This is a genomic window from Paenibacillus sp. LS-5 (assembly GCF_056121505.1).
Genome location: NZ_JBWAVA010000009.1, coordinates 35,840 through 61,356, shown reverse-complemented (window position 1 = coordinate 61,356; position 25,517 = coordinate 35,840). Strand labels below are relative to the sequence as shown.

Sequence of the window (25,517 nt, the reverse complement as noted above, 5' to 3'; positions counted from 1 at the left end):
ATAAGCATAGAATTCACGCTCCCGCCAGTTCAGCAAGCATAGATCGAGTGTCTAGCATAGCTCACCCTCCCTGGCACAGTTCAACTGTATACTTCAACATGCAAATTTCAACACGCTAGCTCAGCACGCTAGCTCAGCACGCTAGCTCAACCAATCGCAGAGCACCCCTGCACATCTCAACCACACATCTCAACTACACATCTCAACCACACATCTCAACCAGATTGCTCCAATCCTAAATACAGAATTTCTACAAAGGCTAAGCTACATCATCACGCTCACATCAGACTCATTTCATGCGTATATCCAGCAACTATGGTACTGCGTACAGTCTTCCTAAGAAGCCAGTTTATTTCAGTTCATCCATAAATCCCTCGCATGGGCGTTTATGAATGAACGAAAAGGCTATACTACCTAGTAGTAGCCAAATACAGGACAGGTAGACTATGGCGAACAGGAGGATGACCTATGGAATTAAGTATATTGCTGATGATTGTGCAGCTCTTTTTCGCGCTGGTCATCGGTGTTTATTTTTGGAATCTGCTGCGGGGACAGAAGACCAATAAAACGGCGGTGGACCGCGAATCGCGTAAGGAGCTCGACAAGCTGCGCAAAATGCGGATGATTTCCCTCACCAAGCCGCTATCAGAGAAAACCCGGCCAGCCTCCATTGGAGATATTGTCGGGCAGAAGGATGGGCTGCGCGCATTGAAGGCTGCACTATGCAGTGCCAATCCGCAGCATGTTATCATTTATGGACCACCGGGCGTCGGCAAGACTGCCGCTGCGCGTGTGGTTATGGAGGAAGCGAAGAAAAATGCGCTCTCGCCCTTTAAAAGTGATGCGAAATTCACAGAAATTGATGCTACGACTGCCCGTTTTGATGAGCGTGGGATTGCTGATCCGCTTATTGGTTCGGTGCATGATCCCATTTATCAAGGAGCCGGAGCTATGGGGGTGGCCGGTGTGCCACAGCCGAAGCCGGGTGCAGTAACCAAAGCGCATGGCGGGATCCTGTTCCTGGATGAGATCGGTGAGCTTCATCCGATTCAGATGAACAAGCTGCTTAAGGTGCTGGAGGACCGCAAGGTGCTGCTGGAGAGTGCTTATTACAACTCCGAAGACAATAATACGCCTGCGTATATCCATGATATTTTTCAAAATGGCCTGCCTGCCGATTTCCGGTTGGTAGGTGCTACAACCCGATCACCGGATGAAATTTCACCAGCGCTGCGTTCCCGCTGCATGGAGATCTACTTCCGCCCGCTTCTGCCGGAAGAGATTGCTGTTATTGGTCGCGATGCGATCCAGAAGATCGGCCTGAAGCCAAGTCCCGAAGCCATTGAGGTAGTACAGCAATATGCCACGAATGGACGCGAAGCGGTTAATATGATCCAACTGGCTGCTGGACTTGCATTAACGGAAGGCCGGGATACGCTGAGTGCGGCAGAAGTGGAATGGGTAGCCAGCAGCAGTCAGCTGCCTATGCGTACTGAAAGGAAGATTCCGTCTTCGCCTCAGATTGGATTGGTCAATGGGCTTGCTGTATACGGACCAGGGATGGGCACATTGCTAGAGATTGAGGTATCCGCAGCGCCAGCCAAGAACGGCCAGGGAAGAATTAACGTTACTGGAGTGGTTGACGAAGAAGAAACCCGGGGCGGTTCAAGAACCATTCGGCGCAAAAGCATGGCCAAAGGCTCCGTGGATAATGTGCTGACGGTTCTCCGGATGATGAATCTGGAGCCTGACCGTTATGATCTTCATGTGAATTTCCCTGGAGGAACACCGATCGACGGCCCTTCTGCCGGGGTGGCCATGGCGGTGGCCATTGTTTCTGCGATCAGGCACCTGCCGGTGGACAATAAAGTCGCTATTACCGGAGAGATCGGTATTCATGGGCGGGTAAAGCCCGTAGGCGGAGTGATTGCCAAGGTTGAAGCAGCTTTTCAGGCGGGGGCTACCACGGTGCTGATTCCCAAAGAGAACTGGCAGTCGCTGTTTGCTGATCTGGCACCCCTGCGGGTGATTCCAATGGAAACCGTTGAAGAAGTTTTTCGTCACCTGTTCGGGGCTGACACTGCGGATGTACGCCTGCCGGCAGTCTCCGGGGAGACATTCTCTGCCTCACCATCCATGTTAAAAGCAGATGCCAGTGGTGACGGTCCAAAGGGCTGATCCTCAGTATAAAAGGGAAGCCAGACGTTGGTCGGTCCTAGTAGATCGCCGGAGCCATCCAGCAGGCCTTTTTCACACGAAGCGATGTGTGTCAGGGGCCTGCTTTTTGCATTAGGAGAGGGCGGACATATTCAGGGTAGATGTAGTGAATAATAAACCAGGTCTGGCAGTGCGCGATGTAAGGGCTGAGGGCTACGGGAATGTGCGTCTAGTTGGTGTTTTGATGCCGTATTTGTTAGAATGAAATATATGACACTACTTGAGAACCATGGGAGGTGCGAAAGCGATGATACAAAGCAAAGCCAAAGGTCGTCGTTTTCCTTTATTACCGCTTAGAGGTCTTCTTGTATATCCCAGCATGGTTCTTCACTTGGATGTGGGACGCGAGAAGTCAGTTCGGGCGCTGGAAAAAGCTATGGTTGAAGATAACCTGATTCTCCTCTGCTCACAGTCAGAAGTGAATATTGAGGAGCCGGGACAAGAAGATATTTTTCGGGTGGGTACTGTCGCTAATGTGCGGCAGATGCTGAAGCTTCCTAACGGTACGATCCGTGTGCTGGTTGAGGGTGTAGAGCGCGCCGAAATTATTAACTATACGGATAATGAGGAGTATTATGAGGTCATGGCCCGCGTGCTTCCGGAGGAAGAGGATGTGGACCAGCAGAGTGATGCCTTGATGCGCACCGTGCTGAACCAGTTCGAGCATTACATCACTCTCTCCAAAAAAGTCACCCCGGAAACACTGGCTGCTGTCTCCGATATCGAAGAACCCGGTCGGCTTGCTGACGTCATTACGAGCCACTTGGCGCTGAAGATAAAAGATAAGCAGGAAATCCTGGAGACGATTGATGTCAGCAAACGTCTGGAGAAGCTGCTGGATATCCTCAACAATGAGCGCGAAGTGCTGGAGCTGGAACGCAAGATCAATCAGCGGGTAAAGAAGCAGATGGAGAAGACACAGAAGGAATATTATCTTCGCGAGCAAATGAAAGCGATCCAGAAGGAGCTTGGTGAGAAAGAAGGCCGGGCTGGTGAAGCCGAAGAATTGCGTAATCAGATGGAAGAGATGCAATTACCTGAACGCGTGAAGGAAAAGATTGAGAAGGAGATTGACCGGCTCGAGAAAATGCCGGCAAGCTCGGCTGAAGGCGGCGTGATCCGCAATTATGTCGATATGCTGCTAAGTCTGCCGTGGAGTGAGTCTACGGAAGATGACCTTGATATTCTGAAGGCGGAGCAGGTGCTGGATGAGGACCACTATGGTCTGGAGAAGCCGAAAGAGCGTGTACTGGAGTATCTGGCTGTCCAGAAGCTGGTCAAGAAGCTGAAGGGCCCGATTCTCTGTCTCGTAGGTCCTCCGGGTGTAGGTAAAACCTCGCTCGCGCGTTCCATCGCCCGTTCGCTGAACCGGAAATTTGTGCGTATTTCATTGGGTGGTGTACGTGATGAAGCCGAGATCCGGGGCCATAGACGAACTTATGTCGGAGCAATGCCAGGCCGGATCATTCAAGGGATGAAGACCGCAGGCAGCATCAATCCTGTATTCCTTCTGGATGAGATTGATAAAATGGCGGCTGATTTCCGCGGTGATCCCTCGGCGGCACTGCTTGAGGTACTCGACCCTGAACAGAATAATACATTCAGTGACCACTTCGTCGAGCTGCCGTTTGACCTGTCGAACGTCATGTTCGTGACTACGGCTAATACGGTGCATAACATTCCGCGGCCGTTGCTGGACCGGATGGAGATGTTATACATTCCCGGTTATACGGAACTGGAGAAGCTGCAGATTGCCAGCCGCTACCTATTGCCGAAGCAGCGCAATAACCACGGTCTGGAGGATGCACAGCTGTCTATTGAAGATGATACCTTGCTGAAAATTATCCGTGAGTATACACGTGAATCCGGAGTACGTAATCTGGAACAACAGATTGCAGCGCTGTGCCGCAAAGCTGCGAAGCAGATTGTATCCGGTGAGAAGGAGCAAGTGAGTATTCTTCCGGCGGAGGTCAAAGATTATCTGGGTGCTTCGAAGTACCGCTACGGTATGGCGGAGCTCGAAGATCAGATCGGTACGGTTACCGGACTTGCTTGGACTGAGGTTGGCGGTGATACACTTCTGATCGAAGTCACGGTAGTTCAGGGAACCGGTAAGCTGACTCTGACCGGCCAGCTGGGCGATGTGATGAAGGAATCGGCACAGGCCGCCTTCAGCTATACGCGTTCCAAAGCCGAGGAGCTGGGACTCGCACCTGATTTTCATGAGAAGAACGATATTCACATTCATATTCCCGAAGGTGCCATTCCCAAAGATGGCCCGTCTGCAGGGATCACTATTGCTACAGCCCTGATCTCTGCACTCACGAAACGTTATGTCTCCAAGGATGTAGCAATGACAGGCGAGATTACGCTGCGCGGCCGGGTTCTGCCGATTGGCGGATTGAAGGAGAAGTCACTAGCCGCCCACCGGGCCGGTTACAAAAAAATCCTTCTGCCGAAGGACAACGAGCGTGACCTGAAAGAGATCCCCGAGAGCGTCCGCAACGATGTGGAGTTCGTGCCGGTCTCCCATATGGATCAGGTACTGAAGCATGCGCTTGTCGAGCACCACAACGAAATCAGCAGTGAAGCGCAGAGTAGTGTGCATTAGAAAGGAAGTCCTATGAAAGTAAACAATGCCGAATTTATCATCAGCGCCGTAGGCCCTGATCAATACCCTGTTGACGCCTTGCCGGAGATTGCTCTGGCAGGGCGCTCCAACGTCGGGAAATCTTCCCTCATCAACCGTATGATTAACCGTAAGAATCTGGCCCGTACCAGCTCCACACCGGGTAAGACGCAGCATATGAACTATTATCTTGTGAATGACAGCATGTACTTTGTTGATTTTCCTGGTTACGGCTATGCAAAGGTATCAAAGACGCAGCGTGCCTCTTGGGGCAAGATGGTGGAGAAATATCTGGCTGAGCGTGACACGCTGAAGCTTGTTCTGCTCATTGTAGACCTCCGTCATCCGCCTACCGGTAATGACAAGATGATGTTTGATTGGCTGAAGCATTACGATTTACCTTTATGCGTAGTAGCAACCAAAGCCGACAAGATTCCCAAGACCCGTTGGCCCAAACATATCAAGATCATGAAACAGGAGCTTGGTGTGCTGCCGGGGGATAATTTTATTTCCTTTTCTTCGGAGATAGGACTAGGCAAGGATGAACTATGGGAGCTTATTGAACGGTATAATCAAATCTCGGAAGAAGAGGCTTCAACAGATTCTGAGATTGAAAATGCTGGAAGTGAACCTCAGCCGGAAGATTCCCCAGAAGCCTAGGGAGCAGCTGGGTGATGCGCAATCGCTAGGATCAGCGTGTATTACTCATAGAATAGTGAGGAATACATATGTAATGCTTGGCTCTTATTCATTTCTCCCGATATAAGGTGGATTATCGGCGTATATCCTGTTCTTTCTGATGAGAAGCCTACTGCTCTTCATTGTATAATCATGCTAAAGGCTGTTACACAGAATTGAGGGATAGACATGGCTCAGAGACTGGCTACAGAATATGTGAATGCGACTTTGCAAATGACAGAATTTCAGATGAAGCAATTTCTGCTTACCGCCGATACCTGCTTCATCAGCCACCGGGTAAAGATTCTTGGCGGCGGAGAACAGGAAGTTGTCCTGGAGGAAGCCGGAGGCGAAGAGGTTCATTTATCCTTCCAGCAAAGAGGCAGCATCTACGTATGCGCCCTGTCCTGTACCATTGTGAACGCGCATCTGAATAATGCTATCCGCAAGCTGTTCGTTACCTACAAGGGGAGCGGAACAGTGAATCGAATATATCGTGGATTCACCATGGTCTATGTGTACGAGAGCGGTTCAGTTCGCAGAATCTCTGAAGTTACACCACTAGGGAGCAAGCTGGTCTATCAGCACAAGCACTCGCTTGCAGAGATGATGCGTCTCTACCAGTCTGATGCGATTGAGCGGGAGATTGCGAGTCTGCGCGGAACTATTGATAATCTGCTGGATCAGCGTAACCTACTATATAGAGATGAAGCGATTCACGAGATTGATCATTTGCTGGAACATCTCACCCGTAAACTGTTTGAACTGGAAGCATAAAGGATAGTTAACGGGAAGTGAAACGGAGGTTTAGTGTACCTCCGTTTTTTTGCGTTCTCAGCTAAGGATATTCAAATGTATGTAATTTGTATGAGTTTGTTAAGAAGCCGCCGCTCTCTCCAGAGAGTTTTTCTTGGCGGTAGCCTTCTGCCCTGCTCTCCCCAGTAAAAAGCCAAGCCCCGGTACCCGCTTCACCACGATACTGAGCAATAGCGAACCCGCCACAGCAATTACCGCAGTCGGGAACCATCCCAGGTAGCTGTCATAGACGTAGCGTTCCATGAAATTCAAGAGCAGGATGAAGACTCCGTAATGGAAGATCAGGATCGCGAGAGATTCCCGGCCAATGTAGGTGAGAAGTGCGGCGAAGAATCTGGATCTGGAGAGGAACTGGGTCATTTTAATAGCGAGCAGACTTCCAGCGATACCGGCTATATAAAATAGTAGCAGATTGCCGTACTCCCTGTTGTTCATGTCTACATAGCTGTTGAAGTAGGCAGCAGCGAGGAAAATGGCCATTAACACCAGGGTACCCAGGTTGAAGATACGGATCTTACCGAGCAACTGGTATTGCTTAAGCTGGTAACCGATGAACATGAAGAGCTGGGCGACCAGTGCGACATCGATGTTCCAGGGCAGATAAGCAACAGTGCTTAGTGCATATCCGGATAGGCTTAAGGCTAGCATGGCGGCAAACTGCAGTATAAGCGGGATTTTGCTTAGATAACGCATACTGAGGCAGAAGATAATCTGGGCTGCGAACAGGCAGGTCAGGAACCAGATGGGAATGTTCAGAAGCAGACCGCCGGAATAGGTGCCGTAAGCGATAGCCAGCAGGGGTTCATACCAGGTAATATCCATGCTGTGATTGGTTTCGATCGTGCGGAGGGTCAACCAGAGCAGGTAGCACAAGAGTCCGGCGGATAGATAGGGAATAACGAGGGTAAGGATGCGGGTACGCAGCAGTCCCCGGAAATTATCGAAATATTTGGCTGCGCTGAACAGGTACCCGGAGACGATGAAGAATAGCGGAAGCCGGAAGTCCCGGAACATATCATTTAGAACCACAGGCGTTAGGCCGGCATGTCCCACTACAACGAGCAGAATCGTAATCCCTCTTACCATATCGATTACTTTAAGCCGTGGGGTTCTTACAGAGGCGGAAGTCGAATCCGCTGCAGTTATCACTTTAGAAGCTTCGGGAGCTTGCATGGCTTGACGGCAGCCCCTTTCCATATAAGTTATTCTTTAGGTTATAGGAAATAATAGGTAAGAACAATGGTACAAACTAGTTATTTCAAATACTACCTTAGTTGGTTGATATATTTAAGACTGAATTTATATCAAATCTTATACTTTAGAGGGATGGGGAATACTGAAATGCCAATTATACTCAATATACAAACATTCTCTGCATAGAGAATTACACCCTAAGGAAAGGATAGTGAATGGATGAAGGAATATGACTATTCATTGGATGCGATCAAGGGGATTAGCTGTATTTTGATGATTATGGCGCATATTCCGCTTTATTTTAACGGCAATGAACGTGTGTTTCAGATTGTTGCCGGTCTGGCTCCTGTTCTTTTCTTTGCAGTATCGGGAGTAACAACCACGCTTCAGGCACGCAGGCGAAGCTTCAGATCTATGTTTAGCTTTTATGCGCTATTCGCTGTTATCGGTTTCTCTTATAATCTCATGTGGAGACCGGATATGCAGGCGTTCAAGATTATGGATGTTCCCCAGATCATCGCACTCGGCGTGCTTAGTGTATACCTCCTGGAGAAATACCTCAAACCCCCACTCTATTTATATCTTCTATTGTCGCTGCTTGCGTATTCGGTACATGGTGTTATCAGTCAGCGCTTGCCGGACTTCCCTCTAAAGTCTATTTTGTTCACAGAGACGGTTGGGTTTACGTATTTTCCCTGGATGTTTGCCTTTGTGGCTGGGATCTTTGCCTATCGATGCAGTAACCGGGTGAACCTCATCTTAACTCTGGTATCGGGGTTACTGCTTGCCGCATTCAGTTACGGAGGTGTGTACGAAGCGGATTTTGTTAAATATAATATGTCCGTACAATATCTGCTGTTGTCACTGGTGGTGTTGTTCGGCACCTTTTATCTCTTCAGACGAAAAAAAAGATACTCTTCCTCCAACAATCTGATTCTATATTTCGGTAAGCATTCGTTTCTGTTTTTGTTTACCCATCTGTTCCTGATCCTTGCATTTGACCGCGGGGGGCTGGGTGGCTTGTATATTGTGTGGATGTGGGGGCTGGCCCTGGTCTGCACTTATGTGTCGATGAGAATCCTGCTTCGGCTGAACTGTTACATAGAAAATTACTTGGATCATCCGGTGCCTTGGGTTCTTATTGTCATAGGTGTTATTGCGATTCCGCTGCTGATCTCCAATAGGGATTTCATCATTCTTGCAGAAGCTGCACTGGGTATCCTCTTCTCGCTGAATTACAAAAAACTCTCCGGCTTAATGCCTGCAAGCTATTCTTCCCGCCCGCAGCCGGTCATTCAGGAGGCCCTTCATGAGCAAGCTTAATTACAAGCTGATCAGCACGTACCGCACCCAGCTCATGGGGCTGGCGATTCTATGGGTGATGCTCTATCACTCGACGGTGGATTTCTCTTCCATTCCTGTGCTGGGTACCCTGCAGGCTTATGGATATGGCGGGGTAGATATTTTTCTGCTGGTGTCGGGGTTGGGGCTATATTATGCTTACTGCAAAAACACCGGCACAGGTCTATTTTATCAAAGAAGGCTGCAGCGGATTCTGCCCACATATCTTCCCATAGTGCTGTTATTTTGCCTGCTGTATTGGGTGATGGGTGAGATGTCCCTGCTGGATGTGCTGTTGAATCTGACTACGCTTAGCTTCTGGCTTGGTCTGGATGGCCGGTTTGATTGGTATGTTCCTGCACTGCTTGTACTTTATCTGCTGACACCGTTGTTTATGCATTTTTTCAAGGTACGTAAAAAGGTGTTAGTTGTCGCTGCGGCCAGTCTTATTGGACTTCTGCTCAGCGTGGTACTATCTGGAACACCGCTCTCTTATTTACTTATTTTTACGATAAGAATTCCGATTTTCTTCGTTGGGGTGCTTGTGGGGTATCTAATCGACAAGCAAGAGGTCATCTCGCGTCGGAATGGAATGGTGTATCTCGGGATGCTTCTGACGGGTGCAGTGCTGCTGGCAGCAAGCCAAAAATATATGAGCGGCTACGTGTGGAGCTATGGACTGTGGTGGTATCCTTTTATCCTGATTACACTGCCCTTATGTCTGCTCATGGCGGGGATGCTGCACTTGGTGCCGGAATACAAAGGGTCGCGGTTTCGCTTCCTTTCGTTCTGTGGAACGCATAGCCTGGAGATTTACCTGATTCATGAACGAATGCTCAAAATTACAGCGGATCTCCGGCAAAACCTGGACTTGCAGATGAACGACCTTATGCTTAATGTGATAAGTATCCTGCTTACCTTGGGACTTGCTATTCTGTTGAAAAAAGCGGTCACTGTGCTCAGCACCCGAATGAAGTCCGGTACGGCACCTGTGCCTTCCGCTTCGTGATGGCTAAGCAGGGTAAATATACCCTAGGAGGTGTCACTATGTATTTGACCAAACGTTTACGGCAAACCTCGTTAACTCTGCTCTCTGTGGGTCTGCTCACATGTGCAGGATGGGGGATAGCAGCTTCTCCGGCAGCAGACGCGGCACCAGCAACACCAACAAAGTCCTGCAGTAGCGGGGATCATGGCATTCTGCAGGGTCTGCAGAAAAAGCATACAGATGGGAGCTCGGAGCCGCTTACCTTCGCCACTGTAGATTTCTTGAGCGCAGATACGGGACGGGCGGCTGGAAACGGTTTTCTTATCGGGACTTCGGATGGCGGATGCGAATTTCAGGAGATCTATCAGGGACAGTGGAACTTTAAGCAGATAGAATTTCCGGATAATGTGCACGGCTGGGCACTGGCAACTATACAGGATACTCAAGCCAAATACCTGATTCTCACTACGGATGGAGGCTCCTCCTGGAAGCGGCTGGGGAATAACGCGGTAACCTTTGAACGCATAGAATTCCTGGACAGTAAAACCGGGTTCGGCTATAACCGCGCATCTACGTATTATACGAACGATGGTGGGGTTAGCTGGAGCAAAGTCGCTACACCGGCCAATACTCGCGGAGCTGATTTCACAAGCCGTAACAGCGGCTGGGCGGTTGTTATCGTTCCGGGCAACGGCTATCAGGTGATGCGGACCACCGATGGCGGGACTAGCTGGAAGCGGATGATGAAGGCGGCTTATTCCGATCCGCAGTATGCTAGAGTCTATGCTAATGCATCACAGGTATATACGGTTCTCTACGGCGGTTCGGGAATGTCACAGACCTCGTATTCACTCTATGGGAGCTCCAATGCAGGCAGCAGCTGGACCCGGGTCATTGCTCAGGAAACTGCCGGCGGCGGCCCTGCTCCAGGGAGCGGGGCGGCCAAAGTGAAGAAGGGGCCGGCTTCGGGCAGTCCCGGAAATCTCCAGCTGATCGGCAAAACGACGGCCTTCATGGTTGGCTATCAGCCTGCGGCACAGATGGTGGGCACAGGTATGACCAAGAATAACGGCCAGGTATGGAGTAATTCCAAGACGGTGTTGGGCTTTGAAGGTGTGATCTCCTTCGTAGATCATAACCAGGGCTGGATGGCGGTGCGTGATCTGAACAGCTCGACCCTGTATTTCACCAAAGATGGCGGCTCGAATTGGAGTGCCAAGTTTTCTTTTGAATTCTAGGGCTCTGCTTCATAGATTTGTCACGCTTTCGTCTTGTCTACAGCTGTCTTGGCTCGCTTATAATAGGGGAAAGAGACAGGAGGATGATTGCCCAGATGAGAAAAAAATTCCTGATAGCCGCTGGTATAGTGGCTGTTATTGCCATAGGAACATATACGTTAGCGGAGTCTACGGACAAGAACGAGAGCGGCAAGCTGAATACAGTAGCTGTTGAACTGGACACGGCGAGCTTCAAGCAAATGGTACAGAGCTTCAGCATGCGGACCGCACAAGCTGAGTCGGCGTCTATTTCCTCCACGCAGCTTATTGTTAAAGAGAGCGATACTAAATCTACGACTTATTCATTGCCTAAAGACGAATTTTTCGTCTCCATCGCACCCTACGTCGAGAAGACTCATCCCTGTGCAACCCATAGTCTGACCGGCTGCCAGGGCGAGATGGTCGGGGAGGACTTCAACATTTCGGTCAAAGACTCGGATGGCCACATGGTGATGGACAACCAGACTGTGCAATCCCAGCCCAACGGGTTCATTGATTTGTGGCTGCCGCGGGACCGGACTTTCCAAGTGACGATCGAGCATGATGGTAAAAAGGCCGATTCCGAGATTTCTACGTTTGAGACGAACGATACTTGCGTTACGACGATGCAGTTGGGGTGAAGAAAGAGAACTTCTGAACGGCTTATAGCGGGCGAATTCCTGTTTTCGACGGGGGTTCGCCTTTTTTGGCGGACAAATAACATAGGCAAAGCCGGGTCCCCCATCTTTCCTGATGTTCACTGGCATGAACGCTTGAAAGAAGGAGGACCCGGTTGTCTCTAATCTATTCGCCTGACTCTACGATCCACACTTCCGGCAGGTTGCGGTACTGCTCTGCATAGTCCAGGCCGTAGCCGACGACGAATTCGTCGGGAATTTCGATGCCGCAGTAGTCGATAGGGACGTCTACGAGCCGGCGGGAGGGCTTGCTTAGAATGGTACAGATGCGAACGCTGGCGGCCTCGCGCATGAGGAACAGCTCGCGGAGATGCTGGAGGGTCTGGCCGGTATCAATCAGATCCTCTATAAGCAGGACATGCTTGCCGCGGATGTCAGTATCGATGTCTTTTTTGATCGTGATGACGCCAGAGGAGGTGGCGCTGGCGCCGTAACTGGATACGGCCATATAATCGATTCCTACCGGGAGGGTGATCTCGCGCATCAGATCGGACATGAACACAGCCCCACCTTTAAGGATGCCGACCAGCACCAGTTCCTGTCCCTTGTAGTCTTGCGAGATGGCTGTGCCTAGTTCTTTGACTTTCTGCTGCAGTTCGTGTTTGGTTATCAGTATTTCCTTGAGTGCGTTCATGGGGTACGCTCCTTATGGATCAGGATGATGATCTGTCCTTTTCCTTCAGCATAACATCATGGGCGCCACCTTCAAAGATGGTTGTCGAGGAGACAAGAGTAATCTTCGCCTGCTTCTGCAGCTGCGGGATGGTCAGTGAGCCACAGTTGCACATGGTAGATTTGATTTTGCTGATGCTGAGATCCAGATTGTCTTTGAGGCGGCCGGCATAAGGGATGAAGGAATCCACGCCTTCCTCGAACTCCAGCTTGCTCTCCTTGTCGGCGTTCCCGAAGTCGTAACGCTGCCAGTTGCGTGCCCGGCTGGAGCCCTCGCCCCAATACTCTTTGACAAAGTTGCCGCCAACGAGCAGCTTGCGGCCCGGGCTCTCGTCGAAGCGGGCGAAATATCGTCCAAGCATCACGAAGTCAGCCCCCATGGCCAAGGCGAGAACGATATGGTAGTCATGTACGATACCGCCGTCAGAGCAGATGGGGACGTAGATACCTGTTTTCTCGTAGTATTCCTGGCGGGCTGCGGCGACTTCGATAACGGAGGAGGCCTGACCGCGGCCGATGCCTTTTTGCTCACGGGTGATGCAGATCGAGCCGCCGCCAATACCGACCTTGATGAAGTCTGCCCCCGCTTCGACCAGATAGAGGAAGCCTTCTTTGTCCACGACATTACCTGCGCCAACTTTTACGTTCTCACCAAAGGTCTCTTTAATGTAGCGGATCGTCTCAGCCTGCCATTCAGAATAACCGTCTGAGGAATCGATACAGAGCACATCAGCACCGGCTTCCACAAGCGCCGGAACCCGTTCCTTATAGTCTCTGGAGTTGATGCCTGCTCCGACAATCAGCTGTTTGTTACTGTCATGCAGCTCCAGAGGGTACTCCTGGTGGCTGTCATAATCCTTTCGGAAGACCAGATGCACCAGATGACCGCTGCTATTTACGATGGGCAGACAGTTCAGCTTGTGATCCCAGATCATATCATTGGCTTCTGTCAAGGTGATGCCTTCATTAGCATAGATCAGCGAAGCCAGAGGTGTCATGAACCTTGTGATCGCACAATCCGGAGGCAGACGGTTCTCGCGGTAATCCCGGCTGGTGACAATACCCATCAGCTTGCCTGTGGGCTCCCCGTTGTCGGTAATGGCGATAGTGGAATGGCCGCTGCGGGCTTTTAACTCCAGTACATCCTTCAGGGTATCTTCGGGACGCAGATTGGAATCGCTAAGCACAAAGCCGGCCTTGAATTTTTTGACTCTGCGGACCATCTCGACTTGCTGCTCGACAGACTGGGAACCATAAATGAAAGAAATCCCACCGCTTTTAGCCAAGGCAATCGCCATGTTATGATCGGAGACGGCCTGCATCACGGCAGAAGTTACGGGAAGGTTCATCATAAGGGCTGGAGTTTCACCCTTGCGGAATTTGGTTACCGGGGTTCTAAGATCGACATTCCCCGGAATGCATTCTTTGGTCGTCAGATTCGGCACCAGCAGGAATTCGCTGAACGTTCTGGACGGTTGATCATAATAGTAAGCCATGTTCGGTCACTCCCTTTCTAGGTTTGCTGTTCCTATACTTTAGATAAGAATCGTACCGGTACGCCTATATCCGTTTCCAGTTGTTTGTAGAATTCACCTTTGGCCAGTATCGCCTGTACGCCGACAAGCTGAATCCCCATATGGTCCATTTGCTGGGCGATACAGCGGATCGTTGCCCCAGAACTGATCACATCATCCAGAAGCAGCACCCGGTCTCCGGCAGTGAATCCGTCAAAATAAATATAGTTCTCATTATACGCCGTTTCGCGTCTGATGCTGACCTCGTAATTGTCGTATAACTCGGTGCTGAGACGAAGAATATTCATCGGCTTCATCAGTTTGTAGGCCGCGAGCATGCCCCAGGTATGCCCGCCCGGCTCGGGAGATACGATATAATCAAAAGCAGGGAACTCTACCGTAATGCTCTCGGTAAGACTGTCCGTGATTTCACTGATCAACTCGGGATCTATATAGGTGCCGCGTTCTCCGAAGGGATAGAGCTTGAAATCATAGGCGGTTTCTTTATTTTTATAAATTCTCACATTTTTGGCTTTGCTGATAGATTCGCTGAGTTTTGCATAGGATGCGCTCATGATCTTCACTCCTTATAAGTTTAAAGTTAGTATGAACCTCATTCGCTTCACTTCGTTTCAAACAAAAAAACCAGACTACAAGAGGCACCGGGAGGACAATCGGCATCATGGACGAGCGCACCAAAATCATGCAGGCTCTCGCCTTGAATATCCTTCAGCCTTGCGGTGCCTCCTGTAGCCTGGGGCAATTTACGGTTGCCTGTAGAAACGCTCAAACCAAATTAATGAGCTTATACAAGAGGTATGAGATTAAAATGCGAATAAAACATGACATCAAATGGGGAATGGGTAGACTTAATTTACACTAATGTTAGAAACAATGACTTTAATCATTTGTTATATGCTATCATTCGCAATATTGTGTGTCAATCATTGATTTATATGTTAGATTTAATTACATATATGGCGAATGGGAAGGAAGATTGAGATGCCGGAAGCTTCTGAATGGCAATTGGATACTTGTTCGTTAAAAGGTGATGGAGAATGGAACGAAGATGCGCTGGTCATCCATAAAAAAGCATCTGTGTATGGTGTTGTGGATGGCGCGACCTCGCTTTCGGCATACCGGAATTCGGAGGGGCGGACAGGAGGATATATAGCGGCGCAACTGGCGGCGGCACATTTCATGGGAATGGACCCGGACGGGAAGCTGGACCAGACTACTGCTGAAGCGAACCAGGCTCTATCGCAGCGGATGGTGGCAGAAGGAGTAGATACAGTGGAGGCGTCCAATCGGTGGTCAGCCGCTTTGGTCATGGTGCAGATCCGTGAATACAGCATTGATTACGTGCAGGCAGGGGATTGTATGCTGCTTGCAAGGTATAAGGATGGAACGGTGAGAGCGCTGACTCATCCCCAATTAGCACATGTAGACCGGAGGACACTGGAGACAATGGCTCATTTGCGCGCGGAAGGCATAGGCGATCCGGCAGAGCTCCGCAAAAGGCTTACACCGCACTTGATGGGTAACCGTGCCCTGGCCAATACGATGGGCGGATACGGAATTTTGAACGGCGATTCGCGGTTTCCTCTATTTTTGGAGAAAGGTACGTTCAACCGGGCTAATCTGGAGAGTCTATATATGTTCAGCGACGGCCTATACACCGAAGAAACCGGTTGGACGGAATTGACAGGGACTCTGGATAAGCTTGGGGTTGAAAGGTATGCCCGGGCTTTGTATGAAAAGGAACAAAATGACCGCATGCTGCTGGAGGTGCCGCGCCTCAAGGTTTCTGATGATAAAACATGTGTGGTGCTGCGTCTGGGATAGATCTGCTGAACGGATTACGATGTAAGAGGCGACAAAGTCTGCAGCTTAATTATAATTATTATTATCTGGATTTCATAAATAGTTCAAAGGTTTTATCAAAAGGTGCTTTTTCATGTGATATACTTAACACAGCGTTTATAGAACTTGTGAAAGTGGCAATAGCGAATTTTGGATGAGCGGCAACAGTGTCTGCACCAATGAATAGAGATTAGGATGGTGAACAAACGATGCATATTGTCGTCGTTGGCCTGAATTACCGTACGGCGCCCGTAGAAGTCAGGGAACAGTTCGCTTTTGCCGAAAGGGATCTGCCTGCGGCGCTGCATCAGCTGATGCAGACCAAAAGCGTACTGGAAGGGGTTGTCGTTGCCACCTGCAACCGGACAGAGATTTATGTGGTTGTAGACCGGCTTCATATGTGCGGATATTTCATCCGCAATTATATGGAGCAGTGGTTTGGAGTGAAAAGTGATGTGTTTGCACAGCATATGTATATATATGAAGACGAGCAGGCGATCACCCATCTTTTCCGCGTAACCTGCGGACTGGATTCGATGGTGATCGGTGAGACGCAAATCCTTGGACAAGTACGAAGTGCTTTTTTAACTGCCCAGGGGGAAGGTGTGACGGGAACCTGGTTCAACCAGCTGTTCAAGCAGGCGGTAACGCTGGGTAAACGGGCTCACAGCGAAACATCGATTGGCGAGAGTGCTGTATCTGTCAGCTATGCGGCTGTAGAACTGGGCAAGCGGATTTTTGGCATGTTCTCCGGCAAAAGAGTACTCATTCTTGGCGCCGGTAAAATGAGTGAGCTGACGGTGAAGCATCTGTACAGCAGCGGTGCAGCGGAAGTGATCGTTGCTAACCGTACGCTGGCGCGTGCTGTGGAACTCGCTGAGAAGTTCTCAGGGAAGCCGAGCACGATTGAGCACGCGCTACAGCATCTCGATGAAGTAGATATAGTGATCAGTTCGACCGGGGCCGAGGGCTATGTTCTCACAGCCGATCAAGTGGCCGAGAACATGAAACGCCGCCCATCACGTCCGCTGTTCATGATTGATATTGCCGTCCCTCGTGACATTGATCCTGCAGCAGCTAGCGTCCCAGATGTGTTCCTATACGACATTGACGATCTGGAAGGCATTGTAGAGACTAACCTGGAGATGCGCCGCTCAGAAGCTGCCAAGATTGAAGTGATGATTGAAGCTGAACTGGAGGATTTCCAGATGTGGCTGAAGACGCTGGGTGTCCGTCCTGTGATCCGTGCGCTGCAGGATAAGTCCAATGGTATCTATGAAGATACGATGGATAGTCTGTTCAACAAGCTGCCGGAACTGGACGAGCATCAGCGCAAGGTGATCCGCCGTCTTACGAAAAGCATTGTCAACCAGATGATGCACGATCCGATTAATGTCATCAAGGAACTGTCCGGCGGCAAGCAGGGGAATGAAGCGTTGGAGTATTTCACGCAAATCTTCGCGCTCCAGGAGCAGCTTGGTGCAGGGACGGACGACGGAAGTCCTGCAGAGACTGAACGAAAGGAAGCTGAACGCGCCTCCGCCAGTGAGTTCACGCTGCCGAAGTCGGTGTTTGCTCCGGCAGGCCTGCTGGGCGGGTGAACCTAATGCAACTGCTGAACGGAATATATGATACAGCTCTGCTGCTATATGCCCTGAGCCTGCTGTTTGTTTTCTCGGATTGCCTTAAGCGGAATCCGGGCGGGAAGCGGCTGGGCACAGGGCTTCTTGTTTTTGTTGGCCTATTGCAGGCCTCAGGTCTGGCGATCCGCTTCTCTCAGGAGAAAGGCTTGCCAATTTTCACACCGTATGATTTCCTGTTCTGGTTCTCCTTCATTATTGTACTGACCTCACTTGCGATTGCTTACACCCGCGGTGGAGAATTTACGATTCTGCTGCTCAGCATGGCGGGGTTTAGCGTTTTTCTACTGAACCGGTTCTGGTTGACCGCTGAGGATCATACGCTCCAGAGCTGGAGTGCGGTGCACGGATGGCTGGCGATGCATATTATTTTGGCCAATCTGAGCTTTGCCGCACTGACACTGGGAACGGTATTTGCCATAATGTATCTGTTCCTGCATACACGGCTGAAGCATAAGAAATGGGATGACCGCATCCGCCGCCTGCCCAGTCTGGAGACCATGGACAAATATTCATATACTGCGATTCTGGCCGGGGTTCCCCTTCTGCTGGCTTCACTGGTGCTGGCCGGAATGTCGATTGTTGCTGAAGGACAGACACCACTGTTTCAGGATTCGAAAGTGTTAACCACCTTGTTAGGGCTTGGGGTTTACATTGCCTACATTATTCTCAAGCGCTCTGCCCGCCGCAGCGGCACCTCCATGGCCCGCTGGGCCATTGCCGGCTACGGATTCATTATTCTTAACTTTCTGCTTAATTCCTGGTCGGAATTCCACGGCTGGGGAGGTTAGAAGTGGAACAGGGAGTAACGGGTGTGGAAGGGATTGCGGACGTAAATTGGATATAGCTTAAAGCCATAACAAGAAGCAGAACTTAGGTTGACAGGACGCCGGACTAGGTTAAGTATAAAAAAGAATGATAGTGTTGAGGGATTCTATTCGGCCTTGGCAGTAGTAAAATTGAGATTGGATTAAGGGTTCTGGATATTGATGTAAATGGTTAGGATAGAGGGGTTCATGGCAGAAGTAGGAGTGTGGCTGCATGGTGAAGTATTTTCCCGTCATGCTGGATCTGCAGGACCAGCGTGTGGTTGTCATTGGCGGCGGCGCGGTGGCAGAGCGCAAGGTAGGCGCACTCATGGAAGCCGGGGCGGCTGTAGTTCTGATCAGTCCTTCGCTGACCAGGCCGTTAGCCGCCTTGGCTGAAGCGGGGCGGCTGAGATGGAACAGCCGCCCGTATGCCCCCGGTGATATACAGGGGGCAGTGCTGGTCTACGCCGCAAGCAATGATGCGGCGGTGAATGAGGCGGTGGCCTTGGAGGCGCGCAGCCTCGGCCTTCCGGTAAATGTAGCCAGCCGGGCTGAGGCTGGCAGCTTCATTACCCCCGGCGTGCTTCGCCGGGGGCGGCTGACGGTCGCCGTGTCGACCTCAGGCGCGGGACCGTTGGCAGCTGCGAAGATCACGGAGCAGCTGGCTGAGATATTGGGCGAAGAATATGAGCCTTATCTAGATTGGTTGCACAGCCTGAGGACCGAGATCAAGCGCAGGGAGTTGCCGCAGGATCAACGTGGACGGCTGTTGCGCAGACTTGGGGATGTTGATGTGTTGAATGAGATGCGACAGGGCACCTTTATAGAGTGGAGTAAGGACGAGATTGAAGACTGGATTGCCCGGAATTTAGAAGCATAGTCAGGGACACTGCAATATGAAGGAAGCCGGCAGGCTGGAGAAAGATATTAGGCTAAGGAAAATTAGGAATGCATGATCTATGAAATGGAAATCTGCGTTGAATAAAACGCAGGTGCATGCGCGGAACACGGCAGAGCCAGTTACCAGGTACCAGGAGGGATGAAGCATGAGGAAGATTATGGTAGGCAGCAGGCAAAGTGCGCTGGCGCTCACGCAGACGGGACAGGTGATTGCCGATCTGGAGCGGCTGAGCGGGGAGCATGGGTTTGGGTTTACTTTTGAAGTTCATAAGATTGTAACTAAGGGAGACCGGATTCTCGATGTGACGCTGTCGAAAGTCGGCGGCAAAGGGTTGTTCGTCAAGGAAATTGAGCAGGCGATGCTGGCTCATGAGATAGATATGGCTGTACATAGCATGAAGGATATGCCCTCTGAGCTGCCTGAGGGTCTGATGAATGGTGCGGTTCCGAAACGTGTGGACCCCCGGGATTGTCTGATTTCAAACGGCGGGCTTGCACTCGAAGATCTTCCGCAAGGTGCGCGCTTAGGCACAAGCAGTTTGCGCCGTTCCAGCCAGCTTGCCGCACTTCGGCCGGATCTTCAGATTGAGCCGGTACGCGGCAATATTGACTCGCGCCTCCGCAAGCTGGAGAGCGGTGAATATGATGCTATTCTGCTGGCGGCAGCGGGGCTGGCCCGGATGGGCTGGAAGGACCGGGTCACAGCCTATCTGCCTCCGGAGATCTGTCTGCCTGCTGTAGGGCAAGGCGCACTCGGGATAGAGTGCCGGGTGGATGACGCCGATCTGCGCAAGCTACTGGCGTTATACAATGATGAGCAGACCGCGCTTACGGTAGCGGCGGAGCGGACTTTTTTGGGAGCTTTGAATGGCGGCTGTCAGGTGCCGATTGGCGCTTTTGCCGTGCTGGACGCTGAAGCTTCGAATTCTGACTCCCCAAGGCTGATTACATTGACAGGAATGGTGGGAACGCCGGACGGTTCTGTCATTCTCAAAGAAACCTGCAGCGGGCATAACCCTGTAGAGCTGGGTGAAGAGGTGGCAAGAAAGCTCATCGCCAGAGGAGCGGAACAGATTTTGGCGGATGCAAGGGGATGAGGGAATTGAAGGGGAAAGTTTATCTGGTTGGTGCGGGACCTGGGGATGCGAGGCTGATTACGGTTAAAGGGCTGGACTGCATCAAGAAGGCGGATGTACTGGTGTACGACCGTCTCGCCAGTCCCAGACTGCTGAAATGGATGAAGCCCGGCGGGCAAAAAATATATGTAGGCAAGCTGCCGGACCGTCATACGATGAAGCAGGAGGAGATCAACCAACTACTCGTTGATTTGGCGCTGGAAGGCAAAACGGTAGTCCGGCTGAAGGGCGGGGACCCGACAATTTTTGGCCGTGTGGGTGAAGAGGCCGAGCTGCTGCGCAGGCATGGTATTTATTATGAGATTGTGCCGGGGATCACCTCGGCGATCAGTGTGCCGGCGTATGCCGGTATTCCGGTCACCCACCGGGATATGGCTTCTTCGCTGTCCATTATCACAGGGCATGAAAGCCCGGATAAGCTGGATCATTCCATTCACTGGGATAAAGTAACCAATGCAACGGGTACACTGGTATTCTTGATGGGCGTGGCCAAAATCGGCTATATCAGCTCTCAGCTGATCAAACATGGCCGGCCGCCGGAGACGCCGGTGGCGCTTGTCCGCTGGGGGACACGTGCAGATCAGGAGACGCTGACAGGGACGCTCGCCGACATTGAGGCGAAGGTGAAGGCGGCTGATTTTCAGTCGCCGGCAGTGATTGTTGTCGGCGAGGTGGTACTGCAGCGTGAGCAGCTCATGTGGGCAGAGGCGCTGCCGCTGTTCGGCAAGCGCATTGTGGTTACACGGGCCCGCAGCCAGGCAAGCGAGCTGGTGGACCGGATTGAGGAGCTCGGCGGCGAGCCCTACGAGTTCCCGGTTATTGAGACGAGGATGCCCGAAGGCACCGAGCAGAAGGCAGCTATTGCCGACGCGCTGGCGGCGCTGAAAGAATACGATTACGTATTCTTTACAAGCGCGAACGGCGTGGAGTTTTTTTGGCGCCACCTGGCGGAGCTGAAGGTGGACGTTCGTGGGCTGCACCGCGCCCGGATCGGCGCGGTGGGCCCGGGCACAGCCGCGGCGCTTGCGCAGCGCGGGCTGATGGCCGAAGAGCTGCCTGGACGCTTCCAGGCAGAGGGTCTGCTTGAAGCCTTCGGACCTGGGCTGCAGCCGGGGCAGAAGGTGCTGCTCCCGCGCGGCGACCTGGCCCGTGAGTGGCTGCCGGACAAGCTTCGGGAGCTCGGCCTGGAGGTGACCGAAGTGGACACCTATGAAACTGTGGTGACGGGTGAAGATGATATAGAGCTGCTCAAGCTGCTGGAAGAAAAACGGATTCATGCGGTTACTTTTACCAGCTCTTCGACGGTGCGCAACTTTATCAGTATTTTGCGGCGTATGGGACTTAAAGATCCCCTTCCGCTGCTGGCGAACGTCAAGATTGCCTGTATCGGTCCAGTCACTGAACAAACCGCCGTAGAGGTCGGGCTGACACCAGGACTTCTTCCTGAAGAAGCGACGATCGAAGCGCTGGTACGGGAGCTCTGCGACTGGAATGAGAGCACGAGGCTGAAATAGACAGCACGTTGAGGCAGACAGCAGGTCTGCCGCAGGCTGGAGAGCTCTTGTTAACAGGCTGTGCCAACCCTTTCTAAGCTAACGGATTTAGCTGACGCTCAGACAATACGACCAAATGATCCGGGTTTGCGTATGAGCGCTTCTTATGCTGTATCCACGACTCTATTTGTGTTTATATATCTACTGTACAGGAGGATATACTAATGGGTTTTCCAATTACAAGACACCGCCGTTTGCGCGGAACAGCAGGAATTCGGGGTATGGTCAGGGAGACGATCCTGAATACGCTGGATTTCATCCAGCCGATTTTTGTTACCTATGGAACAGGTGTAAAAAGTGAGATCAGCTCGATGCCGGGTGTGTATCATTTTTCCCTGGATACGCTGAAGGCGGAAGTGGACGAGATCGCGTCGCTGGGCATCCCAGCCGTGCTGCTGTTCGGGATTCCCGAAACGAAGGATGCGGTCGGCTCCTCTGCGTTTGCTGAGGATGGCATCGTGCAGGAAGCCACACGGCTGATTAAAAAATGGTATCCCGAGCTGCTCGTGGTTGCCGATACCTGTCTGTGCGAATTCACGGATCACGGCCATTGCGGGATGGTTCATACCCATACGGTTGACGGCGTGGTGCATGGCGATGTGATTAACGATGCTTCGCTGGACCTGTTGACCCGCACTGCGGTATCCCAGGCTGAGGCGGGTGCCGATATTATCGCACCATCGAATATGATGGACGGGTTCGTGCATGCTATCCGTGCCGGACTGGATGAGAATGGATTTGAGCATGTGCCTATCATGTCTTATTCGGTAAAATATGCTTCGGCCTTCTACGGTCCGTTCCGTGAAGCTGCAGACTCCGCACCTCAATTCGGAAACCGCAAAACCTACCAGATGGACCCTGCCAACCTGCGTGAGGCGATCCGGGAAGCGGATTCGGATGTGCTGGAAGGGGCAGACATGCTGATGGTAAAACCGGCCCTGGCCTATCTGGATGTAATCCGCACGATTCGTGACCAGTTCGATCTGCCGCTGGTAGCTTACAATGTGAGCGGTGAATATTCTATGGTCAAAGCAGCAGCCCTACAGGGCTGGATCGACGAGCAGGCAGTTGTGCTCGAAATGCTGACGGGTATGAAACGCGCCGGAGCGGACATCATTATCACCTATTTTGCCAAGGATGCAGCCCGATGGCTGCGCGGATAATTGGACTGAATGCTGCTCTCCTGGGGGCTGCCGGGTCAGAACTTTTCATTAAATGTATCCATCGTCTATCACCGGAGAAGGCCACCGCCTGCTACGGTTTATCGTTGTAATTCAAGCTGCACAATATGAACTGGACAGGAGTGGTGACAATGAGCAATTTGCCTTTGGCACGGCGGGAAGAGGCTTCCCGCAAGGCTTTTGACGAGGCTAAACAGTACATCCCTGGGGGTGTGAACAGTCCGGTACGGGCGTTCAAATCCGTGGGGCTGACCCCAATTTATGTAGATCACGGTGCGGGTTCACGCATTTATGATATCGACGGCAACAGCTTTATTGACTATGTCTGTTCCTGGGGTCCGCTGATTATGGGCCATGCCCACCCTGAAGTGGTCAAGATGCTGCAGGAGACGGCAGTCAAAGGGACAAGCTTTGGCGCACCGACACTGCTGGAGACAGGAATGGCCAAAACTGTGGTGGAACGAGTTCATTCGGTTGATATCGTACGCATGGTCAATTCCGGTACAGAAGCCACAATGAGTGCGATCCGCTTGGCGCGGGGCTATACCGGACGCAGCAAAATCCTCAAGTTCGAAGGCTCTTACCATGGACATGCGGACAGTCTGCTGATCAAAGCCGGTTCGGGTGTAGCTACACTTGGATTGCCAGATAGTCCTGGTGTGCCTGAAGGTGTGGCTATGAATACGATCACTGTGCCTTACAATGACCTGGAGGGAGTCAAAATCGCCTTCGAACGCTTCGGCAACGAGATTGCTGCTGTAATTGTAGAACCGATTGCCGGAAATATGGGCGTCGTGCCTCCGCTTCCGGGATTTCTGGAAGGTCTGCGCAAGGTGACTACAGGTTATGGCGCGCTGCTCATTTTTGATGAAGTAATGACCGGGTTCCGGGTGAACCGGGGCTGTGCCCAGGGACTGTTCAGCATGGAGCCGGATCTTACCTGCTTCGGCAAAGTTATTGGCGGAGGCCTTCCGGTAGGCGCCTATGGCGGCAAAAGAGAAATCATGGAGCAGATTGCCCCAACCGGCCCGATCTATCAGGCGGGGACACTCAGTGGTAATCCGCTGGCGATGGCAGCGGGTCTGACAACCCTTAACCTCCTGACACCGGAGGTGTATGACCGGTTGGAGATTCTCGGTGCGCGTCTGGAAGCTGGACTAAAGCGCAATGCGGCCGAGACGGGTATCCCGCTCACAGTTAACCGTGTCGGTTCCATGGTCTGTCCTTTCTTCACCGAAGGCCCGGTGACCAATTACGATACGGCCAAAGCCAGTGATCTGGAACGGTTCCGTACCTATTTCGGTAAAATGCTGGATCAGGGCATCAGTGTTCCGCCATCACAATTTGAAGGCATGTTCGTCTCTGCCGCACATAGCGAGCAGGATATCGATGATACGCTGGAGGCCCACTACCAGGCCTTGAAATCCCTGTGACGGCAGAGAAGGAGACATCCGTGACAGGCGGCGGGTCCTGGACACGCCGCGGGGAATGGCTGGAAGCCATGCCAGGGCGGGTGATTACCTCTGCTTCAGATCCGGCGGCTGCCATTGACAAGTGGCTGCTGGAGACCGTGGGCATTCCCGCTAAGCTTCATACAAGATTGCACCGCGAGGGCGGTATTCAGTGGAAGGGAGACCGCCTGCGGCTGAGAATGTTCCCTTTTCGTGAGGCAGGAATCGAGCCGGTGTGGGCGGCGCTTGAAGTGCTGTTCGAGGATGACTTCTGCCTTGTCGTCCATAAGCCTGCGGGTATGGCTGTCCACCCGGACGGCACCGGCAGTGAGATCACTCTGGATCATGTAGTTGCCGGACATTATGCGGCTTCGGGCGGGGGAGTGGCCGTACGCCATATTCACCGTCTGGACAAGGACACAACAGGCCCGGTAATGTACGCGAAGAATGAGTATGCACAGCTCGTACTTGACGAGGATATGCGTGCCAAATCCGTCTCTCGGCTGTACGCCGCGATCGTCCAAGGCATCGTACCGCCCGGACTGAAGGTTGTGGATGCCCCGATTGGCCGCGACCGCCATCATGCTTCGCGCCGGCGGGTCTCTCCGGGCGGTCAGGATGCAGTAACGCGGATCATTGACCGCGAGGTTCTGCAGGGCGGTACCGTGCTTAAGGTGCAGCTTGAAACCGGGCGGACGCATCAGATTCGTGTTCATTTAAGCCATGCGGGCCATCCGCTGTTCGGGGATGCTTTGTACGACGGACCCTCCTGGAGTGCAGGCGGACTTTCCCATTCCAGCGGAACCGAAAGACAGGCACTGCATGGTGAACGGCTTGCATTCAGTCATCCATGGACCAAAGAACAGCTGGAAGTAGCCGATCCGTGGCCTGAAGATATGCTGCATTTGCGTGAACAATTGGCACCGGGGCGGAAGCCATAAGTGTCCTGTGAGAACCATGACTGTTCGATAAGATCCAGAC

General features: G+C 51.9%; 21 protein-coding genes and 1 riboswitch. Of the genes, 17 read left to right on the top strand and 4 right to left on the bottom strand.

The genetic code is table 11. From position 1 onward, the window contains the following. Nucleotides 1–468 precede the first annotated feature (468 nt). From lonB to AC0MA3_RS14935, 4 genes are all read left to right on the top strand, one after another. Nucleotides 469–2,178, top strand: coding sequence for an ATP-dependent protease LonB (gene lonB, locus AC0MA3_RS14950; protein ID WP_474656747.1), 1,710 nt, complete (start codon nt 469–471; stop codon nt 2,176–2,178). A 286-nt stretch (nt 2,179–2,464) separates the two neighbouring features. Continuing rightward, nucleotides 2,465–4,828, top strand: a complete 2,364-nt coding sequence (gene lon, locus AC0MA3_RS14945) for an endopeptidase La (RefSeq protein WP_474656746.1) — start codon at nt 2,465–2,467, stop codon at nt 4,826–4,828. 12 nt (nt 4,829–4,840) lie between these two features. After that, nucleotides 4,841–5,506, top strand: a complete 666-nt coding sequence (yihA, locus tag AC0MA3_RS14940) for a ribosome biogenesis GTP-binding protein YihA/YsxC (RefSeq protein WP_474656745.1) — start codon at nt 4,841–4,843, stop codon at nt 5,504–5,506. Nucleotides 5,507–5,713: 207 nt separating this feature from the next. Beyond that, complete coding sequence (locus tag AC0MA3_RS14935; RefSeq protein WP_379159722.1) at nt 5,714–6,301, top strand: non-ribosomal peptide synthetase module; 588 nt, start codon at nt 5,714–5,716, stop codon at nt 6,299–6,301. 99 nt (nt 6,302–6,400) lie between these two features. Here AC0MA3_RS14935 and AC0MA3_RS14930 read toward each other — a convergent pair whose 3' ends face one another. Beyond that, the gene (locus AC0MA3_RS14930; protein ID WP_474656744.1) at nt 6,401–7,513 is read right to left on the bottom strand and encodes an acyltransferase family protein; all 1,113 of its coding nucleotides are present in this window, start codon (nt 7,511–7,513) and stop codon (nt 6,401–6,403) included. A gap of 240 nt (nt 7,514–7,753) precedes the next feature. On the opposite strand from AC0MA3_RS14930, the gene AC0MA3_RS14925 reads away from it, so the two are divergent. The 4 genes from AC0MA3_RS14925 (at nt 7,754) to AC0MA3_RS14910 (ending at nt 11,760) form a co-directional block, all read left to right on the top strand. Beyond that, complete coding sequence (locus AC0MA3_RS14925) at nt 7,754–8,857, top strand: hypothetical protein (protein WP_474656743.1); 1,104 nt, start codon at nt 7,754–7,756, stop codon at nt 8,855–8,857. Beyond that, nucleotides 8,844–9,884, top strand: coding sequence for an acyltransferase family protein (locus AC0MA3_RS14920; protein ID WP_474656742.1), 1,041 nt, complete (start codon nt 8,844–8,846; stop codon nt 9,882–9,884). Before AC0MA3_RS14925 ends, AC0MA3_RS14920 begins: the two co-directional genes overlap by 14 nt. 38 nt (nt 9,885–9,922) lie before the next feature. Then, nucleotides 9,923–11,101, top strand: a complete 1,179-nt coding sequence (locus AC0MA3_RS14915; protein ID WP_474656741.1) for a WD40/YVTN/BNR-like repeat-containing protein — start codon at nt 9,923–9,925, stop codon at nt 11,099–11,101. 95 nt (nt 11,102–11,196) lie between these two features. After that, on the top strand, nt 11,197–11,760 hold the full coding sequence (locus AC0MA3_RS14910) for a CueP family metal-binding protein (RefSeq protein ID WP_474656740.1): 564 nt from the start codon (nt 11,197–11,199) through the stop codon (nt 11,758–11,760). Between the two features lie 163 nt (nt 11,761–11,923). Here AC0MA3_RS14910 and hpt read toward each other — a convergent pair whose 3' ends face one another. The 3 genes from hpt to AC0MA3_RS14895 are packed head-to-tail and all read right to left on the bottom strand — an operon-like array spanning nt 11,924 to nt 14,578. Beyond that, nucleotides 11,924–12,451, bottom strand: a complete 528-nt coding sequence (gene hpt, locus AC0MA3_RS14905) for a hypoxanthine phosphoribosyltransferase (RefSeq protein ID WP_474656739.1) — start codon at nt 12,449–12,451, stop codon at nt 11,924–11,926. A gap of 19 nt (nt 12,452–12,470) precedes the next feature. Then, nucleotides 12,471–13,985 (bottom strand): IMP dehydrogenase, encoded by a 1,515-nt coding sequence (locus AC0MA3_RS14900; protein WP_379159742.1) that lies wholly within the window; start codon nt 13,983–13,985, stop codon nt 12,471–12,473. Between the two features lie 32 nt (nt 13,986–14,017). Further along, nucleotides 14,018–14,578, bottom strand: coding sequence for a phosphoribosyltransferase (locus AC0MA3_RS14895; protein WP_379159744.1), 561 nt, complete (start codon nt 14,576–14,578; stop codon nt 14,018–14,020). 155 nt (nt 14,579–14,733) lie between these two features. Beyond that, nucleotides 14,734–14,836: riboswitch (purine riboswitch) on the bottom strand. 169 nt (nt 14,837–15,005) lie between these two features. On the opposite strand from AC0MA3_RS14895, the gene AC0MA3_RS14890 reads away from it, so the two are divergent. From AC0MA3_RS14890 to AC0MA3_RS14850, 9 genes are all read left to right on the top strand, one after another. Continuing rightward, complete coding sequence (locus AC0MA3_RS14890) at nt 15,006–15,848, top strand: protein phosphatase 2C domain-containing protein (protein ID WP_474656738.1); 843 nt, start codon at nt 15,006–15,008, stop codon at nt 15,846–15,848. Between the two features lie 227 nt (nt 15,849–16,075). Continuing rightward, nucleotides 16,076–17,467 (top strand): glutamyl-tRNA reductase, encoded by a 1,392-nt coding sequence (gene hemA / locus AC0MA3_RS14885; RefSeq protein ID WP_474656737.1) that lies wholly within the window; start codon nt 16,076–16,078, stop codon nt 17,465–17,467. A gap of 5 nt (nt 17,468–17,472) precedes the next feature. Continuing rightward, nucleotides 17,473–18,297 (top strand): cytochrome c biogenesis protein CcsA, encoded by an 825-nt coding sequence (gene ccsA / locus AC0MA3_RS14880; protein ID WP_379159752.1) that lies wholly within the window; start codon nt 17,473–17,475, stop codon nt 18,295–18,297. Nucleotides 18,298–18,547: 250 nt separating this feature from the next. Beyond that, nucleotides 18,548–19,195: a precorrin-2 dehydrogenase/sirohydrochlorin ferrochelatase family protein gene (locus AC0MA3_RS14875; protein ID WP_474656736.1), complete on the top strand. Its 648-nt coding sequence runs from the start codon at nt 18,548–18,550 to the stop codon at nt 19,193–19,195. A gap of 166 nt (nt 19,196–19,361) precedes the next feature. Beyond that, on the top strand, nt 19,362–20,312 hold the full coding sequence (gene hemC / locus AC0MA3_RS14870) for a hydroxymethylbilane synthase (protein WP_474656735.1): 951 nt from the start codon (nt 19,362–19,364) through the stop codon (nt 20,310–20,312). Between the two features lie 5 nt (nt 20,313–20,317). Then, nucleotides 20,318–21,865 (top strand): uroporphyrinogen-III C-methyltransferase, encoded by a 1,548-nt coding sequence (gene cobA / locus AC0MA3_RS14865; RefSeq protein ID WP_474656734.1) that lies wholly within the window; start codon nt 20,318–20,320, stop codon nt 21,863–21,865. Nucleotides 21,866–22,068: 203 nt separating this feature from the next. Then, nucleotides 22,069–23,067: a porphobilinogen synthase gene (gene hemB, locus AC0MA3_RS14860; protein WP_474656733.1), complete on the top strand. Its 999-nt coding sequence runs from the start codon at nt 22,069–22,071 to the stop codon at nt 23,065–23,067. A gap of 149 nt (nt 23,068–23,216) precedes the next feature. Then, nucleotides 23,217–24,518: a glutamate-1-semialdehyde 2,1-aminomutase gene (hemL, locus tag AC0MA3_RS14855; RefSeq protein WP_474656732.1), complete on the top strand. Its 1,302-nt coding sequence runs from the start codon at nt 23,217–23,219 to the stop codon at nt 24,516–24,518. Between the two features lie 20 nt (nt 24,519–24,538). After that, a complete protein-coding gene (locus AC0MA3_RS14850) occupies nt 24,539–25,477 on the top strand; it encodes an RluA family pseudouridine synthase (protein WP_474656731.1) in 939 nt (312 codons plus the stop codon). Nucleotides 25,478–25,517 lie beyond the last annotated feature (40 nt).